At 62.0% G+C, this 17,168-nt stretch carries 22 protein-coding genes and 1 tRNA gene; 17 read left to right on the top strand and 6 right to left on the bottom strand.

Annotated features, from left to right (window positions below):
* Nucleotides 1–30 precede the first annotated feature (30 nt).
* Entirely contained in the window at nt 31–393 is a 363-nt protein-coding gene (locus WF331_RS10385) for a hypothetical protein (RefSeq protein ID WP_016498960.1), read from the bottom strand.
* A gap of 160 nt (nt 394–553) precedes the next feature.
* Between WF331_RS10385 and WF331_RS10390 the strand changes: the two genes are divergently transcribed.
* From WF331_RS10390 to csrA, 8 genes are all read left to right on the top strand, one after another.
* Nucleotides 554–856, top strand: coding sequence for a DUF1883 domain-containing protein (locus tag WF331_RS10390; RefSeq protein ID WP_016487931.1), 303 nt, complete (start codon nt 554–556; stop codon nt 854–856).
* Nucleotides 857–863: 7 nt separating this feature from the next.
* Nucleotides 864–1,034 carry a hypothetical protein gene (locus WF331_RS10395; RefSeq protein ID WP_016498959.1) on the top strand — a complete coding sequence of 57 codons (171 nt, stop codon included), beginning with the start codon at nt 864–866 and terminating at the stop codon, nt 1,032–1,034.
* 23 nt (nt 1,035–1,057) lie between these two features.
* Entirely contained in the window at nt 1,058–2,134 is a 1,077-nt protein-coding gene (locus WF331_RS10400) for an NAD(P)H-dependent flavin oxidoreductase (protein ID WP_016498958.1), read from the top strand.
* A gap of 170 nt (nt 2,135–2,304) precedes the next feature.
* Nucleotides 2,305–3,063: a molybdate ABC transporter substrate-binding protein gene (gene modA, locus WF331_RS10405; RefSeq protein ID WP_174370151.1), complete on the top strand. Its 759-nt coding sequence runs from the start codon at nt 2,305–2,307 to the stop codon at nt 3,061–3,063.
* Nucleotides 3,063–3,743 carry a molybdate ABC transporter permease subunit gene (modB, locus tag WF331_RS10410; protein ID WP_284396401.1) on the top strand — a complete coding sequence of 227 codons (681 nt, stop codon included), beginning with the start codon at nt 3,063–3,065 and terminating at the stop codon, nt 3,741–3,743. Before modA ends, modB begins: the two co-directional genes overlap by 1 nt.
* A gap of 1 nt (nt 3,744) precedes the next feature.
* A complete protein-coding gene (gene modC / locus WF331_RS10415) occupies nt 3,745–4,836 on the top strand; it encodes a molybdenum ABC transporter ATP-binding protein (protein WP_049276975.1) in 1,092 nt (363 codons plus the stop codon).
* 57 nt (nt 4,837–4,893) lie between these two features.
* Complete coding sequence (locus WF331_RS10420) at nt 4,894–5,916, top strand: DNA topoisomerase IB (RefSeq protein WP_016498955.1); 1,023 nt, start codon at nt 4,894–4,896, stop codon at nt 5,914–5,916.
* 253 nt (nt 5,917–6,169) lie between these two features.
* Nucleotides 6,170–6,367 (top strand): carbon storage regulator CsrA, encoded by a 198-nt coding sequence (csrA, locus tag WF331_RS10425; protein WP_004375914.1) that lies wholly within the window; start codon nt 6,170–6,172, stop codon nt 6,365–6,367.
* A gap of 43 nt (nt 6,368–6,410) precedes the next feature.
* On the opposite strand, the gene WF331_RS10430 is transcribed toward csrA, so the two are convergent.
* From WF331_RS10430 to WF331_RS10445, 4 genes are all read right to left on the bottom strand, one after another.
* Nucleotides 6,411–6,764 (bottom strand): response regulator, encoded by a 354-nt coding sequence (locus WF331_RS10430; RefSeq protein WP_340622875.1) that lies wholly within the window; start codon nt 6,762–6,764, stop codon nt 6,411–6,413.
* A gap of 11 nt (nt 6,765–6,775) precedes the next feature.
* Nucleotides 6,776–8,221, bottom strand: coding sequence for an ATPase domain-containing protein (locus WF331_RS10435; RefSeq protein WP_284396397.1), 1,446 nt, complete (start codon nt 8,219–8,221; stop codon nt 6,776–6,778).
* Nucleotides 8,222–8,226: 5 nt separating this feature from the next.
* Complete coding sequence (locus tag WF331_RS10440) at nt 8,227–9,387, bottom strand: two-component system sensor histidine kinase NtrB (protein ID WP_340622876.1); 1,161 nt, start codon at nt 9,385–9,387, stop codon at nt 8,227–8,229.
* Nucleotides 9,388–9,469: 82 nt separating this feature from the next.
* Nucleotides 9,470–9,745 carry a hypothetical protein gene (locus tag WF331_RS10445; RefSeq protein WP_016498951.1) on the bottom strand — a complete coding sequence of 92 codons (276 nt, stop codon included), beginning with the start codon at nt 9,743–9,745 and terminating at the stop codon, nt 9,470–9,472.
* Between the two features lie 202 nt (nt 9,746–9,947).
* Between WF331_RS10445 and WF331_RS10450 the strand changes: the two genes are divergently transcribed.
* Both WF331_RS10450 and WF331_RS10455 read left to right on the top strand, forming a co-directional pair.
* A tRNA-Leu gene (locus WF331_RS10450) sits at nt 9,948–10,032 on the top strand.
* A 104-nt stretch (nt 10,033–10,136) separates the two neighbouring features.
* A complete protein-coding gene (locus WF331_RS10455; protein WP_340622877.1) occupies nt 10,137–10,550 on the top strand; it encodes a DoxX family protein in 414 nt (137 codons plus the stop codon).
* A gap of 1 nt (nt 10,551) precedes the next feature.
* Here the strand turns inward: WF331_RS10455 and WF331_RS10460 are convergent, their stop codons facing one another.
* Entirely contained in the window at nt 10,552–10,749 is a 198-nt protein-coding gene (locus WF331_RS10460; RefSeq protein ID WP_063425561.1) for a hypothetical protein, read from the bottom strand.
* 382 nt (nt 10,750–11,131) lie between these two features.
* On the opposite strand from WF331_RS10460, the gene adhP reads away from it, so the two are divergent.
* The 7 genes from adhP (at nt 11,132) to WF331_RS10495 (ending at nt 17,166) form a co-directional block, all read left to right on the top strand.
* Complete coding sequence (gene adhP, locus WF331_RS10465) at nt 11,132–12,142, top strand: alcohol dehydrogenase AdhP (protein ID WP_340622878.1); 1,011 nt, start codon at nt 11,132–11,134, stop codon at nt 12,140–12,142.
* Nucleotides 12,143–12,233: 91 nt separating this feature from the next.
* The gene (locus WF331_RS10470; RefSeq protein WP_016498947.1) at nt 12,234–12,440 is read left to right on the top strand and encodes a DUF6434 domain-containing protein; all 207 of its coding nucleotides are present in this window, start codon (nt 12,234–12,236) and stop codon (nt 12,438–12,440) included.
* A gap of 469 nt (nt 12,441–12,909) precedes the next feature.
* Entirely contained in the window at nt 12,910–13,587 is a 678-nt protein-coding gene (locus WF331_RS10475) for a thermostable hemolysin (protein WP_241799766.1), read from the top strand.
* A complete protein-coding gene (locus tag WF331_RS10480; RefSeq protein ID WP_284396382.1) occupies nt 13,577–15,046 on the top strand; it encodes an AMP-binding protein in 1,470 nt (489 codons plus the stop codon). Before WF331_RS10475 ends, WF331_RS10480 begins: the two co-directional genes overlap by 11 nt.
* 8 nt (nt 15,047–15,054) lie before the next feature.
* The gene (locus WF331_RS10485; protein ID WP_084966335.1) at nt 15,055–15,735 is read left to right on the top strand and encodes a TenA family transcriptional regulator; all 681 of its coding nucleotides are present in this window, start codon (nt 15,055–15,057) and stop codon (nt 15,733–15,735) included.
* Nucleotides 15,722–16,528 carry an SDR family oxidoreductase gene (locus tag WF331_RS10490; RefSeq protein ID WP_016498943.1) on the top strand — a complete coding sequence of 269 codons (807 nt, stop codon included), beginning with the start codon at nt 15,722–15,724 and terminating at the stop codon, nt 16,526–16,528. The genes WF331_RS10485 and WF331_RS10490 overlap by 14 nt, the downstream gene beginning before the upstream one ends.
* Nucleotides 16,525–17,166, top strand: coding sequence for a hypothetical protein (locus WF331_RS10495; protein WP_016498942.1), 642 nt, complete (start codon nt 16,525–16,527; stop codon nt 17,164–17,166). The genes WF331_RS10490 and WF331_RS10495 overlap by 4 nt, the downstream gene beginning before the upstream one ends.
* The last annotated feature ends 2 nt before the right edge of the window (nt 17,167–17,168 follow it).

A 17,168-nucleotide genomic window follows, 5' to 3' on the forward strand; every position in this document is an offset into this window, starting at 1 on the left:
AGCAAAGACAGGAAGGTCCGTTGCCTCAGATCAATGCCCGGAGATGCATTGGGTGGCCGCGGTGCGGACATCGCCCAGGCGCAGGGGGAAGTTGTTCAGCCGCTCACGCAGCTTGATGCTGCTGCCGCTGCCTCGCTTGTCGATGTCCACCAGTGCCGCCGGCCCTACCCCCGAGCTGATCTTCTGCGGCACGATCAGGCGCAGGCCGTCACCACGCGGCTCTTCCACCAGCGGATCGCGCGTGTCGGCCAGCTTCTGCTTGATGCAGTCGGCATATTCACGCGGGGTCTTGCCAGAAATCACATCCAGCGTTTCGTGCGATTGCTCCAGCTCCGAAACGCTGACACAACCGCCCAGCGCCGCCACAGACACCACCGCCACCATCCACTTCATTTAGAGCACCTCAGCCTTCAAGAATCCTGTTCGACCGCAGCCAGGCGGTTTTGCTCCCTGCATTGGCAGATTTATCGGGGCCTGGCCATCGAGCGCGCCAGTGTAACGGCACATCGTGGTATCTTTTGCCTTTACAGATCCAAACCTTGCGGAGCATCACATGAAATTCGTACACCAGCGCGAGCACCTCAACGAGGACGACATCGTCGTTATCGAATGCTCCCAGCGCTGCAACATCCGCCTGATGAACGACGCCAATTTCCGCAGCTTCAAGAACGGCGGCCGTCACACCTACCATGGCGGCCAGTTCGTTGACTTCCCGGCCAAGATCACGGTACCCAGCACCGGCTTCTGGAACATCACCATCGACACCGTGACCACCCGCCCGATCTCGGTTACGCGCAAGCCCACCTTGAGCCACAAGATCAAGATCATCCGTCGCTCGTCGTCGAAACTCAGATAAGACTGCCATGACCCAGAACATCAAGTACGTCATCAAATACAAGCTCGACGGCCAGCGCCGCTGGGATTTCGCCGTCATGCCCGACGCGTCGCAGGAACAGGCACTCGATGCCCTGCGCAAGATCCACGGCGACGACGCCGACAAGATCAGCGATATTCAGGTGAGCAAGGCACTGTAAGGCTGCGCGCCAAGGAGAACTGCATGAGCAACTGGCCCGACCGTCGTATCCTCGATCTGCTGGGCATCGAGTTGCCCATCCTCCAGGCGCCCATGGCCGGCGCCAGCGGGTCGGCGATGGCCGTCGCCGTGGCCAACGCCGGAGGGCTTGGCGCCCTGCCCTGCGCCATGCTCACAGGCGAACAAGTACGGGGCGAGATCGCAGCCTTTCGAAACGCTTGCCCGGGCCGCCCGCTGAACCTGAACTTCTTCTGCCACCAGCCGCCAGCGCCCGATGCCGAGCGCGATGCCCGCTGGAAGCAGGCCCTTAAGCCTTATTACAACGAAACGGGTGCTGATTTCACGGCCCCCACGCCAGTGTCCAATCGTGCGCCGTTCGACGAACAAAGCTGCAAGCTGATCGAGCAACTGCGCCCGGAGGTGGTGAGCTTCCACTTCGGCCTGCCCAAGGCTGACCTGCTGCAACGGGTGAAGGCCAGTGGTGCCAAGGTACTGTCCAGCGCCACTACGGTAGAAGAAGCGGTCTGGCTGGAACGCAATGGCTGTGACGCAATCATCGCCATGGGGTATGAAGCCGGCGGCCATCGGGGCATGTTCCTCAGCGACGACATTACCAGCCAGATCGGCACCTTCGCCCTTGTGCCGCAGGTGGTGGACGCGGTCAGCGTGCCGGTGATTGCCGCAGGCGGTATCGGCGACCACCGTGGCCTGGTGGCGGCGCTGGCACTGGGCGCTTCGGCAGTGCAGATCGGCACGGCTTACCTGTTCTGCCCCGAGGCCAAGGTTTCGTCGGCGCATCGCCTGGCGCTGGACAGCGCGCCCGCGAGCGACACGGCGTTGACCAACCTTTTTACCGGCCGCCCGGCGCGCGGCATCAACAACCGCATCATGCGCGAGCTGGGGCCGATGAGCGACCTGGCACCGCGCTTCCCGCTGGCGGGTGGAGCGTTGATGCCATTGCGGGCGATCACCGATCCGCAAGGTAACAGTGACTTCAGTAACCTGTGGTCGGGGCAGGCGTTGCGGCTGGGGCGGCACGTACCTGCGGGGGAGCTGACCCGGGATATCGCCGAAAAGGCACTGGCCCTGGTTAATCGTTAGGCATCTTCATATACAGGTTCGGCCTCTTCGCAGCACAAGGCTGCTCCTGTAGGAGCAGCCTTGTGCTGCGAAGAGGCCGAGCCTGCAAATGCATCACCCAGCCCCTTCCCGGCAAATGGCCTATCGCTATATAGTTCAGCACATAACGATAACCCCAAGGAGCTGTCTGCATGCGTATCCGCCCATCCCACCTGGCCGTCACCGCCCTGGCCACCCTCTTCGCCTTCAACACTGCCTGGGCCGATGAGGTTCAGGTCGCGGTCGCAGCCAACTTCACAGCCCCGATCCAGGCCATCGCAAAAGACTTTGAAAAAGACACCGGCCACAAACTGGTCGCAGCCTACGGCGCCACTGGGCAGTTCTACGCACAGATCAAGAACGGCGCACCGTTCGAAGTGTTCCTCGCCGCTGACGACAGCACCCCGAAGAAGCTTGAAGAAGAAAAGGAAATCGTCCCTGGGTCGCGCTTCACCTACGCCATCGGCACCCTGGCCCTGTGGTCGGCAAAGGAAGGCTACGTAGATGCCAAGGGTGACGTACTGAAGAAAAACGATTACAAACACCTGTCCATCGCCAACCCGAAAGCGGCACCTTACGGCCTGGCCGCCACCCAGGTGCTGGACAAGCTGAAGCTCACCGAAGCCACCAAAGGCAAGATCGTCGAAGGCCAGAACATCACCCAGGCCTTCCAGTTCGTCTCCACCGGCAATGCCGAGCTGGGCTTCGTCGCCCTGTCGCAGATCTACAAGGACGGCAAGGTAACCAACGGCTCCGCCTGGATCGTGCCGTCCAACCTGCACGACCCAATCCGCCAGGACGCGGTGATCCTCAACAAAGGCAAGGACAATGCGGCCGCCAAAGCGCTGGTCGAATACCTCAAAGGCCCGAAAGCCGCTGCGGTGATCAAGTCCTACGGCTATGAACTCTGATGCCACTGGACGCCAGTGACCTGGGTGCAATCTGGCTGACCGTCAAACTGGCCAGCCTGACCACCCTGATCCTGCTGGTTATCGGCACCCCCATCGCCTGGTGGCTGGCGCGTACGCGCTCATGGCTACGAGGGCCGGTGGGTGCGGTGGTGGCTCTGCCGCTGGTATTGCCACCCACGGTGATCGGCTTTTACCTGCTGATCGCCCTCGGGCCGCACGGCTGGCTCGGCCAGGCTACCCAGGCGCTGGGCCTGGGCAGCGTGGTGTTCAGCTTCACGGGCCTGGTGATCGGTTCGACGGTGTATTCCATGCCATTCGTGGTGCAGCCGCTGCAGAATGCATTTGGCGCGATCGGCCAGCGCCCGCTGGAAGTCGCCGCCACTTTGCGCGCCAGCCCATGGGACACTTTCGTTCATGTGGTGCTGCCGCTGGCCCGCCCCGGTTTCCTCACCGCCAGCATCCTCGGCTTCGCCCATACCGTGGGCGAGTTTGGCGTGGTGCTGATGATCGGTGGCAACATCCCCGACAAGACCCGCGTGGTCTCGGTGCAAATCTTCGATCACGTCGAGGCCATGGAGTATTCGCAAGCCCACTGGCTGGCCGGTGCCATGCTGGTGTTTTCCTTCCTGGTGCTGCTCCTGCTGTACGCCGGACGCCGCGGCAAAGCTGGCTGGAGCTGAAATGACAGCATCGATAGTGGCGCGCCTGAACCTGGCGCGCGACGACTTTACCCTGGACGTTGACCTGCACCTGCCCGGGCGCGGCATCAGCGCGCTGTTCGGCCACTCGGGCTCCGGCAAGACCAGCTGCCTTCGCTGCCTGGCCGGTCTGGAACGGGCCGCCAGCGCCTACATCGAGGTTAACGGCGAAGTCTGGGAAGACAGCGGCCGCGGCCACTTCCTGGCCCCGCACCTGCGGCCAGTGGGCTACGTGTTCCAGGAGGCCAGCCTGTTCCCGCACCTGTCGGTGCGCGGCAATCTGGAATTCGGCTGGCGCCGGGTGGCGGCGGCTGAACGCAAGGTGAGCCTGGACCACGCCTGCCAGTTGCTGGGCATCGGCCACTTGCTGGAACGCCGCCCCGCGACGTTGTCTGGCGGCGAGGCGCAGCGGGTGGGCATTGCCCGTGCCCTGCTCAGCAGCCCACGCCTGCTGTTGATGGACGAGCCGCTGGCGGCCCTCGACGGGCCGCGCAAGCGTGAGATCCTGCCTTACCTTGAGCGCCTGCACGATGAACTGGACATTCCGCTGGTGTATGTCAGCCACGCCCAGGATGAAGTGGCGCGGCTGGCCGACCACCTGGTGTTGCTGGAGCAAGGCCTGGTGGTCGCCAGCGGCCCGATTGGCGAAACCCTGGCCCGCCTCGACCTGTCGCTGGCCCAGGGCGAGGACGCTGGCGTGGTGTTCGAAGGCCTGGTGGTCGGCCACGACCCGCACTACGACCTGCTCGACCTGCGCCTGCCCGGCGGCTCAGGGCCGGTGCTGCGCATCGCCCACCCGGCCCACGTGATGGGCAGCACCTTGCGCGTCAAGGTGCAGGCCCGTGACGTCAGCCTGGCGCTGGCGGCCGACAGCACATCGAGCATCCTCAACCGCTTGCCGGTGCAGGTGCGCGAAAGCCGCCCGGCCGACAACCCTGCCCATGTGCTGGTCAGCCTGGATGCCGCCGGCAATGCCTTGCTCGCGCGCATCACGCGCTTTTCGGCAGACCAGCTCGGCCTGCACCCGGGCCAACTGCTGTTCGCCCAGATAAAGTCGGTGGCGTTACTGGGCTGAGCATCCTGCGCGCGGGTGTTGTCCATTGATCAATGACCTGATCGAGGCCTGCCCGCCATGCTCGACTGCCCCCTGCCGCGCAGCTTGCACTACGTTGACGACAGCCAGCCGGGCCTGACCCGGCGACGCTGGCGCGACCGCTTCATTTACCTGGATGCCGATGGCCAGCGGGTGCGCGACAGCGCCACCCTTGCGCGCATAGCCGCGCTGGTGATTCCGCCTGCCTACACAGATGTGTGGATCTGCACCGACCCGCAGGGCCATTTGCAGGCAACCGGTCGCGATGCCCGTGGCCGCAAGCAGTACCGCTACCACACGCAGTGGCGCGAACTGCGCGACCAGCACAAGTACGGGCGCATGCTGGCCTTCGCCGAGGCTTTGCCAAAACTGCGCGCGCAACTGGAAACCCACCTGGCACGGCCAGGCCTGGACCGGGAAAAGGTCATGGCATTGGTCGTGAGCCTGCTGGACCACACCTTGATCCGCATCGGCAACCAGCGCTACCTGCGCGACAACCAGTCCTACGGGCTGACCACCCTGCGCAACCGCCATGTTCAGGTCAAGGGCAGCAGTATCCGTTTCCAGTTCCGCGGCAAGCGGGGTGTCGAGCACGACGTCACCCTCACCGACCGGCGCCTGGCCAACCTGCTCAAACGCTGCATGGAACTGCCCGGCCAAGCGCTGTTCCAGTACCTGGATGAAAACGGCCAGCGCCACAGCATCGGCTCCAGCGAGGTCAACCAGTTCCTGCAGGAGCTGACCGGCGCCGACTTCACTGCCAAGGACTACCGCACCTGGGCCGGCAGCAGCCTGGCCCTGAACCTGCTCAGGCCCTTGGCCTGGGAGCCCGAGACCGAGGCAAAGCGCCAGGTCGCTGCCATCGTCCGCCAGGTGGCTACACGGCTGGGCAACACGCCCGCAGTCTGCAGGCGCTGCTACATTCACCCGGCCGTACTTGAACACTATGCCCTGGGGCGGCTGGGCAACTTGCCGAAGCGCCGTATGCGCAAGGGCCTGGACCCTGAAGAAGTGGCATTGTTGCTATTTCTTCAGGCACTTGAGGAACAGGATGGCCATTAAGCCTGTCTATTCAGGCGATGATGCGAAGAAATTTCCCATTGGCCGCCAAGCCCCCTATTCTTGCCATCGAGCACCTTGGCCGACAAACCGCTGGCGGTTTGTTTCGGCACCTGCAACTGAAGATACGCAACAGAATTTGTCTGTCGGGGAATTACTATCCGCCGAAAGCGTCTTTAATGAGAAGGAAGAGGGACACGCTCCCACCGCCGCGGCAACTGGCCCAGCGGTTTTTTACATCACCAAGGAGAACTACATGCTGATACTCACCCGCAAGGTTGGCGAAAGCATCGTCATCAACGATGACATCAAAGTCACCATTCTGGGCGTCAAAGGGATGCAGGTGAGGATCGGGATCGATGCACCGAAAGATGTCCAGGTCCATCGCGAAGAAATTTTCAAACGCATCCAGGCCGGTAGCCCAGCCCCGGAAAAGCACGACGACTCACACTGAGCCTACCCTCTCAAGCGTGCAAGGACGCGCTCGACCGCCAGCCTCAGGTGCCCAGTAGCTGACGCACCTTGGCGATCATCTCGTCCATGTCGAACGGCTTGTCGAATATTGCGGCGAACAGGGCCGGGCATCCTTGGCTGGCCTGCGCGCCGCTCATCAGAATGACCGGCAACTCGCACAGCGTCGGGTCTTCGCGCATGGCACGTACCAGTTCCTCACCGTTGAGCAGCGGCATCATGTAGTCGGTGATCACCAGCTCAACGCGTTTCTCCCTCAACGCCTCCAGCGCCTTGCTGCCGTTGCTCGCCTTTTCCACCAGATAGCCTCCGTCCTCCAGCGCAAAACCGAGGATATCGGCAATCAGGTATTCGTCATCTACGATCAGGATGGTGTTCATTGGCTCATCCGTCACCCACTCCCCTGCGGTGTCGGCGTACCCGAGAGCACACCGCAGGCACCTTCGAATGCCCTGCGCAGGGTAATGCCCTGCGGCCCGATCAGCAGCTCGTGCAAGGCAGGGTCGTGGTGACTGTCACGCACTTTGAGGATCGACAGCATGCGCCGTAGTTGCGAATCCAGCTCGACGAAGCGCATCAGCATCAGGTTGTCGACAATGCTCGACAGGTCCGGGGCCGGGGCGCTGATCTCGGAGCCGAAGATGTCGCGCATTTCCCAGGTCAGCATCACGCTCACATCACGCGCACGCAGCTCGCCAGCGATGGCACGGAAAAACGCATTGAGCCGCGTCGGGTCGACAGCGAGGCGACTGAACGCCCCGAGGCTGTCAATCAATACGCGTTTGCTGCCATGGGCCTCCACACGCTCAAGCAGGCGCGCACCGATCTGGTCCAGCAGCCCCTCGGTAGTCGGTTGCCAGCACAACTGCAGGCTACCCTCCTGCTCCATGGCTGCAAAGTCGTAACCGAGCGATGCGGCCTTGTTGCGCAGGCGGTCGGGCGTTTCGTAAAAGCCGAAGTGCAACCCCGGTGCCTGCTTGGTGCTGGCGCCAAGAAAGGCCAGCCCCAGTGAAGTCTTGCCGATACCCGACGGCCCGATCAACAGACTGACCGAACCCATGGCCAAGCCGCCATCGAGCATCTCATCGAGGGATGGCACACCGCTGCCGACGCGCGCCGGAGTGGCACTGCCCATCTGGCTGGGGTGGCTGAACAACGCCTCCAGGCGCGGGTAGACGTGCATGCCGCTTTCATCGATAAGGCATTCGTGGCGCCCCGACAACGCCCCACTGCCGCGGGTCTTGCGCAACTGGATATGGCGCACGGCGCGGCTGCCCACCAGTTGCTCACCCAGCTCGATCACCCCGTCGACCATGGTGTGCTCCGGGCTGCCCTCGTCCAGCCGTGCGCTGGTAAGCAGCAGCACGGTGCAGCCGGCAAAGGCCGCATGGCCCTGCAGCTCGGAGACAAACTTCTTGGTATCCAGCGCGGTTTCGGCGCGCACCCGGGCATTGAGCACGCCATCGACAATCAACAGGCTGGCCTGCTGCCGGGCGATTTCCTGGCGCAGCAGCCGCACCACGGCATCCAGCCCTTCCTGCTCAAGGGTGTCGAAGGCACTGACGAACTGGATCTGGTCGCCGACCAGCGTCGGGTCGAAAAAGTCCAGGGTGGACAGGTACTGGAACAGCCGTTCATGCGACTCGCTCAGCAAGGTGGCGACCAGCACCCGGCCGCCCGTACGCACGTGCCCACAGGCCAACTGATTGGCCAGGATGGTCTTGCCGGCACCCGGCGGGCCTTGAATGATGTAGGAGGCGCCGGCTACCAGGCCGCCCTTCAGCAGCGCATCGAGCCCTTCGATACCTGTCACCAACCGCCTGAGTGCCTGCGCCATGATGCTTACCTGTCGAATGGGCTGTTGGTCTTGTCCTGATACGTTGGCAAGTAAAGCTGCATGGAAGTTCCCTGGCCGAGCTCACTGGCGACACAAATGGCGCCACCGCTCTGCCTGGCAAAACCATACACCTGGCTAAGGCCCAGGCCAGTGCCCTTGCCAAAGGGCTTGGTGGTGAAGAATGGCTCGAAGATGCGCGGCAATACTTCTGGTGCAATCCCTTCGCCGCTGTCTTCCACCACAAAGCGCACGAAGCTGCCTTGCAGCCCTTCCACCTCGCCAGCCAACTCGACCACCTCGGCCGTCAGGCCTATCCGGCCCTCCCCGGCGATGGCATCGCGGGCATTGAACAGCAGGTTCAGCAGCACCATCTGCAACTGCCCGGCATCCACTTCGATCAACGGCAAGCCCGCTTGCAACTGCACCTGCAGTTCAATCGAGCTGGGCAGTGCGTGCTCCAACAGGCCACGGGTGGCGGCGACAAGGTCTTGCGGTGCGACGCACGCCACATCGAGGCGGCGGTGACGGGCAAAGCTGAGCAGCTGCTGGGTCAGTTCGGTGCCCCGCTGCCCCGCATCGAGAATGTGCTGCAGCATGCGCTGGATACGCGCCGGGTCCTGACTGGCCAGCGCCAGGCGCGCCGAGCTGATGATGATGGTCAGCATGTTGTTGAAGTCATGCGCCAGCCCCCCGGTCAATTGGCCCAAGGCTTCCAGCTTCTGCGCCTGGAACAGCTGGGCGCGCACGGCGTCCAGTTGCGCCGCCGACTCGCGACGGTCGGTGATGTCTCGCGTGACCTTGGCCAGGCCGATGATCTGGCCCTGGTCATCGCGGATCACGTCCAGCGCCGCCAGCGCCCAGAACTGTGTGCCATCCTTGCGCACCCGCCAGCCCTCATCCTGCGCCACACCCTGCTCCAGCGCCTGGCGCAGCAAGCGCTCGGGGCGGCCGTCGGCACAATCCTGGGGGGTGAAGAATAGCGAGAAATGCTGGCCGATCACTTCATCGGCGCGGTAGCCCTTGATCCGTTGCGCGCCGGCATTCCACGACACCACATGGCCGGTCGGGTCGAGCATATAGATGGCGTAATCCACCACCGACTGCACCAGCTGTTCATAGCGCTGGGCAGGTATGGCAGGGTGATCGAGACAGTCAGCTGAAACCATGAAAACTCCACTGGCACAGCAGGAGGGACGATGTGAGCTTAGCCGAGGGTAACCGCCAACGGCACCCTGTGGCTACCAATGGTCAGCGTTCAGGCTCGACCAACGCAGGGCTGATACGGCGTGGCATGGCAACTTTCAGCAGCCACAGGCCAACCAGCATGATCCCCCCGCCGCCAGCCAGAGCCATCCACCGCTGCGGCTGTGGGTGCTCGGCATCGAAACCGAGCATCAACAGGTAGCCACCCAGGCTGATCAGGCTGAGGTAAAGAAACGCCCCCAACACGATCACCAGCGCAAACAGCAGCCGCCAGAGCAGCCGTGGGCGCACTACACGCTCGCTAGCGTCGGACTGAGCCATCGCCGCATACTCTTGGATCCAATAAAGGGGGCAACAGTGGCGTAATGACAGCAAGGTGTCAATTATCCAGTGGTTCGACCCTTCATTCTGTTGATCATAGGTGCTGCAGTTGACTCAACTATAACAATGGGTTATAAAGCGCGCTTGATTGCAAAGCCCTTCTGCTTAGAAGCGAGCTGGTCGTTGCGGCCCTTTCAAGCGTGCGAGTGTGGTGGAATTGGTATACACAGCAGACTTAAAATCTGTCGGCGTGAGCCTTGCGGGTTCGAGTCCCGCCACTCGCACCAAACTTCGTTGAAAAGGCGCCCTTGCGGCGCCTTTTTGCTGCCTGCCAGCAATATCTTGCGCAGCTGCTAGAGTGGAACGTGTCCCCGTCCACTGGAACGCCACCATGCGCTACTCCCTGTTCGATGGCCAACGCGACATCATTATCCTGATCGCCCGCGTACTGCTGATGATCCTGTTCGTGTTGTCTGGCTGGGCCAAGCTCACCGGCTTTGATGGCACGGTTGGCTACATGACGTCGTTAGGCGCCCCTGCCCCCATGCTGGCGGCTGCAATTGCCGTAATCATGGAGTTTGTCGTCGCCATCCTGCTGATCCTGGGCTTCTACACCCGTCCGCTGGCGTTTCTGTTCGCGCTGTTCGTGCTGGGCACCGCGCTGCTGGGCCACCCGTTCTGGAACATGGTCGACCCCGAACGCAGCGCCAACATGACCCAGTTTTTGAAAAACATGGGCATCATGGGCGGCCTGCTGTTGCTGGCCGTGAGCGGCCCAGGGCGTTTTTCGGTGGACGGGCGCTGAGTCAGTCGTCTTCGCAGTCATCGAACCAGGCTGGGTGATCACGCTCCTCGTCATCGAGGTCATCCAGCGTTTCCTCGTCTTCTTCCACTTCATCCTCGGCGCCTTGGGCATCCGCCTCGGGCTCCATGTCGTCGTAGAGAAATTCATGGTCAAGCAGGTGATCGTGCTCGGGTTCGTGCAGGTCGTCTTCGTCGTGCATGCTGGCTCCTGGGGTGATGGCAGGCCTGTATAGGCGTATCAGGTTCCGAGGTCAATGTGTTGCCGCTTAATCCTGGGTTAACCGGCCACGCGCAGCCTGCAGTCTCTCCCTTCAAACGTCTTTTGCCCGCCTTTCATGGCGGGCTTTTTTATGGCTTTGGGAGCATGACAGCCTCATGACCTGAGCTTCACGAAATACTGACAACCGGGTTGGCACACTGGCCCCGCTCCGTACGTTTTTGCAGCCCGCCGCATCATTGCCGCGGGCTTTTCTTTTGCGACGTGTTCTTGAAGCATGACCTGAAGCAGTTTTGCCCGACCCGGCAAGGGCTATGCTAACCCAGCGATAACCCAAGCTCACTCGGATAGACACGGAGGCTCTTATGAAAGCTGCTGTTGTTGCACCAGGCCGTCGCGTGGACGTGGTAGAGAAAACCCTGCGCCCACTCGAACACGGCGAAGCGCTGCTGAAGATGCAATGCTGCGGTGTCTGCCACACCGACCTGCACGTGAAAAATGGCGATTTCGGTGACAAGACCGGCGTAGTGCTGGGCCACGAAGGCATCGGCGTGGTTCAGGAAGTCGGCCCGGGCGTCACCTCGCTCAAGCCGGGCGACCGTGCCAGTGTTGCCTGGTTTTACCAGGGTTGCGGGCATTGCGAGTATTGCAACAGCGGCAACGAAACCCTGTGCCGCGAGGTGAAGAACTCCGGGTACACCGTGGATGGTGGCATGGCCGAAGCCTGCATCGTCAAGGCCGACTACTCGGTCAAAGTACCCGACGGCCTCGATTCCGCTGCCGCCAGCAGCATCACCTGCGCCGGCGTCACGACCTACAAGGCAGTGAAAATTTCCAACATCCGCCCAGGCCAATGGATTGCCATCTACGGCCTCGGCGGGCTGGGCAACCTGGCCCTGCAATATGCCAAGAACGTCTTCAACGCCAAAGTGATTGCCATCGACGTCAATGAGCAGCAACTGCGCTTCGCCAGCGAAATGGGCGCAGACTTGGTGGTCAACCCGCTCAACGAAGACACCGCAAAGGTTATCCTGGCCAAGACCGGTGGCGCCCACGCCGCCGTGGTGACTGCCGTCGCCAAAGGCGCGTTCAACTCGGCCGTAGACGCCCTGCGCGCTGGCGGGCGACTGGTTGCCGTCGGGCTTCCGTCGGAATCCATGGACCTGAACATTCCCCGCCTGGTGCTGGATGGCATCGAAGTGGTGGGCTCGCTGGTAGGGACACGCCAGGATCTGCAGGAAGCTTTCCAGTTTGCGGCTGAAGGCAAAGTGGTGCCAAAGGTGACTTTGCGGCCAATCGAGGATATCAACCAGATCTTCGACGAGATGCTGGAAGGCAAGATCAAAGGGCGTATGGTGATCCAGTTCGAAGGTTGATTGCCTCAAAGCTGATCATTCCGCACGACCACAACGCCCGTAGATGATCCTCTACGGGCTTTTTGCCTTCTCAACAGTCAAGGAACAGACCATGAGCTTCGACTGGCACGCCGGCCCGATCACCAGAGCCACCCCGCTGGACAAGCATTACCGCAACACGCAGAAGGTTCGTCAGTTTCTGCTCAGTGAATGTGGCGCGTCATTCAAGTTCGACCGTACCTTTATGGCATGGATCAAAACCGGGGCACCCTCAACGATGGGCGAAGTCGCGGACGAATGGCAGCGAATCCATCGATGACAGCCGCCACTTGATGCCTGCAAGCCGGATTGTGCTGTAGCCGCGTCTTTGAGCATCTTGTCCAACGATTCAACCATGCTGGAATAATCCATTTCCTGACTCCATCAATGTTGGATTGGGCTTGAGTTCACCATAGCTTGAGAACGTTTCAATATTTGATGAGGGCGCCGAGACGATATCACTCGCCCTCTTGCTGATGACCATCGCCTCAGAGATGAGGTTCAAGATAAGTGCTCAAGATGCAGTGGGGGGCCTGGCATAGACTGACGGGATCCATTTGGCCAAAGCGCGCTGGTGCCTGCATCGGGCTTTCACTGTCATCCAGTTGAACACGCAGCGGGGGCAGTGACCGAGTGCTCGATCTCCTGCGACTAATCCGGATCTCAGACGCTTTGTGCTGTTTGACTTCAGATTCCCTTCAGATTCGCGCCTGATAATTCTCTCCGTCGAACCCAATCGGGGGAGTTTTATGAGCGAATCTGAATGGAGCAGCCTGCTCCCGCTTCCTGTAGGCAGTCATGCCGACCACCACGCGCAGTTGTCGCTTCATCTGGCAGGCGACGCTTCACGCGAGGATCTGGAGCACTTCATCCACCAGTGCTTTGCCACCGTGCACCAAGCGGATGTGCAGCACTACTTGCCAGAGCTGCTGGCATTGCATGACAGCCACGGACGCCTGATCGCAGCGGCCGGCATGCGACCAGCCTGCGACGGGGCTCTGTTTCTCGAGCGGTATCTGGACGCTCCTTTGGAGGTCGCTGTTTCGCAGGTCGCCGGTGTTGCCCTGGACCGTACAGGCATGGTCGAAGTGGGCAACCTGGCCTCACTCAGCGCTGGCAGCGCCCGAATCATGATCATTGCCGTGACTTGGTTGTTGGCTTCGCGTGGCCTGGAGTGGGTGGCATTCACCGGCGCGGCGACACTGATCAACAGCTTTCAACGGCTGGGCTTGATGCCTACCGTACTGGCTGCGGCTGATCCTGAGCGCTTGCAGGGGCAGTCTAATCAGTGGGGAACGTACTACGACCAACGACCACAGGTGTTCGCCGGCAACATCGGCCATGGCTTCGATGCCCTGACCCGGGCGGGGGTGTTCCAACGCCTTGGGTTTCCCAAGCTGGCCCAGGAGACCGGTCATGCCGCATGAACTGCATCTCTTTCACGCGTTGTTGCTCCAGCATGCCCAGCAAAAACCCGATTCTGTAGCTGTTCGGGGCCCGGCGCAGTGTTTCACCTACCGGCAATTGCTTGACGAGGTCGAATTCCGTGTAGCCAGCTTGCTGACCAGGCCAGCGGGCACGTTCGTCATGGTGCTGGATAACGGGCCTGAGCTGCTTTTCTGGGACTTGGCGGCTCTTTTCGCCGAGCGCACTTGTGTGATCGTACCGCCGTTCTTCAGCCCGGCTCAGTTCCGGCACTGCCTGCAGCAGAGTGGTGCCACGAGCGTGCTGTGCGAGACGCAGTGGACCGCCCTTCTCCTTGAGCAAGGGTTTACCCAAAAGCCGGCAGAAGGCTTTCTGACGCGTGATGGCGTCGTCGCGCCTGAATTGCCGGCGGGCACCGCAAAAATCACCTACACCTCCGGCAGTACCGGAAGCCCCAAGGGCGTATGCCTGGGCGCCGAGGCCATGCTGCGGGTAGCGCGGGAGCTGGAAGCTGCAAGCCGACCAACCGAGCCTCAGCAATACCTGGCGGTACTGCCACTGGGTGTATTGCTGGAGAACCTCGGCGTATACGCCGCGCTCATGGCGGGCGCCTGCGTCCAGCTCTACCCGCAGCAACAGTTGGGCATGGGCGGCGCAAGCCAGGTGGATTTCAAGCGCTTGCTCGCTGCGATTGCCCTAAGCGGTGCACAAAGTCTGATCCTCGTGCCGCAACTGCTGATGGGGCTGGTCACTGCTATCGAGCGCAGGCTCATGGGGGTTGGCCCACTGCGATTCGTGGCCGTGGGCGGCGCCCGGGTATCACCCCACCTGCTGGCTCGGGCCGATGCCGTGGGCTTGCCAGTATTCGAAGGCTATGGCTTGTCCGAATGCGCCTCTGTGGTTGCCCTCAACCGACCGGGGGCCGTTCGCCCTGGCAGCGTCGGTAAGCCCTTGCCCCATGTGCAGGTGCGCATTGCTGACGACGGCGAGGTGCTGGTGGCTGGCTCGACCTTGCTGGGTTACCTGGAAGAGGCGCCGGTCACCGGCGAATGGTGGGCGACGGGCGACCTCGGTCACCTCGACGAAGAGGGCTATCTGTACCTTGACGGGCGTAGTAAGCACCAGTTCATCACCAGCTTCGGTCGTAACGTCAACCCGGAGTGGGTTGAGTCGGAGCTGACTCAGGGCGGCGTGATTGCACAGGCATTCGTGCATGGCGAAGCCTTGCCGCACAACCTGGCGCTGCTCTGGCCACTGGACCCCGCCGCCAGCGACGAGGCTATCGAGCAGGCCGTACGGCACTGCAACGCGCAACTGCCCGATTACGCCCATGTACATGCCTGGCGCCGTTTGCCGGCCCCGCTAAGCCCCATTGATGAAACCCTGACTGCCAACGGCCGCCCACGGCGCGAGGCGATCCTGCAGCGTTACCACACCCTGTTATCCGACATCGCGTTGTGAGGTTCACCATGTCATTTTTCGATGCTTTGCAAACACAAACTGCCGAGGAGCGTCAGGCGTTGTTCGCAGTGCCCGTAATCCGGGACGCGTTGGCCGGCCAGGTCAGCCTGGACAGCTACGTCGCCTTCCTGACCCAGGCCTACCACCATGTCCGCCATACGGTGCCGCTGATGATGGCCTGTGGCGCGCGTTTGCCGTCGCGCCTGGAATGGCTGCGCGGTGCCGTGTGCGAATACATCGATGAGGAGTACGGCCACGAACAGTGGATCCTCAACGACATCAACGCCTGCGGCGGCAACTGGGAAGCCGTGCGTGATGGTCGGCCAGCGCTACCAATCGAGCTGATGGTCGCCTACCTCTACGACCTGATTGCACGCGGTAACCCTGTCGGGCTGTTCGGCATGGTCAACGTACTGGAAGGCACCAGCATCGCCCTGGCCACGCAGGCGGCGGCCACCATCCAGAGCACGTTGGGCTTGCCTGGCCAGGCGTTCAGCTACCTCAGCTCCCATGGTGCGCTCGACCAGGACCACATGGTGACCTACAAGCAGTTGATGGACCGCCTCGATGACGAGGGCGACCAGCAGGCTGTCATCCACGCCGCAAAGGTCGTCTACCGCTTGTACACCGAGATGTTCCAGGGCTTGCCGCGCGCCGCGCAGCACGAGGTGCGTCATGCGATTGCCTGAATCCGTGGTGGTTCTCACCGGCGCCAGCGGGGGTATTGGACTGGAACTTGCCGGGCAATTGTGCGCTGCCGGTGCCCAGGTGCTGGCGGTCAGCCGGCACATGGGCAAGCTGGCTGGCCTGATGAATCGGTATCCGGACCGTTTGCGTTGGCAAGAAGCTGACCTGCGCAGCCAGGCAGGGCGCGAGCAAGTGGTCGGTCGAGCCCGCGAGATGGGCAATGTCAACGTCCTGATCAACGCTGCCGGGGTGAACCGCTTCGCCTTGCTCGATCAGTTGGGCGAGCACGAGCTCGATGAGCTGCTGGACATCAATCTGAAGGCGCCGATACAACTGACACGTGGCTGCCTGCCGTTGCTGCGCACCCAGCCCAAGGCGCTGGTGGTCAATGTCGGATCCACCTATGGCTCGATAGGCTACCCCGGCTATGCCACCTACTGCGCCAGCAAATTCGCCCTGCGTGGCTTTTCGGAAGCGCTGCGGCGCGAGTTGGCCGACACCACGGTGAATGTGCTCTATGCAGCGCCCCGGGCGACCCGCACCGCGATGAATAGCAGTGCTGCGACAGCGCTCAATCAAGCGTTGAAAGTCGGCATGGACGACCCGGCGGATGTCGCCCGTGCAGTGCTTCAGGCCGTGGAGTCTGAACGCAGCGAGCTTTACCTGGGCTGGCCGGAAAAGCTCTTCGTGCGCATTAACGGCATGTTGCCGGGTGTAGTCGACCGAGCACTGCGCAAACAATTGCCTGTCATTCGCCGCTACATCGGCAGCCACTCCAAGGAGTCGATCAAATGAAGCGACTGCTCATCGCCAGCTTGCTGGCATTCGCACCCTTCACCTGGGCGCTGGATCAGACCGGCACACAGCACCTGAGTGAGCTACAGCAGCGCTGGGCGCAGATCCAGTACCAGTTACCGAAGGACAAACGTGCTGACGCCTTCGAAAAGCTGGCGAGTGACGCGACGGCCTTCGTTCACCAGTATCCCGGTACCCCAGAGCCATTGATCTGGGAGGGCATCATCAACAGCAGCTGGGCGGGGGCCACCGGTGGCCTTGGCGCGCTAGGCAAAGTCAAGGCCGCGAAGGCTAGCCTGGAGCAGGCCATGAAACTGGACCCCAACGCCCTGCAGGGTTCGGCCTATACCAGCCTGGGCACGCTGTACGATCAAGTGCCCGGTTGGCCGATTGGTTTCGGTGATGCCGAGATGGCCGACAAGATGCTGCGCAAAGCACTGCAGATCAACCCCGGCGGTATCGACAGCAACTATTTCTGGGCTGATCATCTGTATCGGCAAAAACGCTACCCGGAGGCTACCGCAGCCCTACACAAAGCCTTGCAAGCCCCACCGCGGCCAGGGCGTGAGCTAGCTGATCAGGGTCGTCGCGCGGATATCGATGCTTTACTCAAGGCGATCAAGGACAAACAGGACTGAAC

The organism is Pseudomonas sp. YNh, from assembly GCF_037993085.1.
GTDB lineage: Bacteria > Pseudomonadota > Gammaproteobacteria > Pseudomonadales > Pseudomonadaceae > Aquipseudomonas > Aquipseudomonas putida.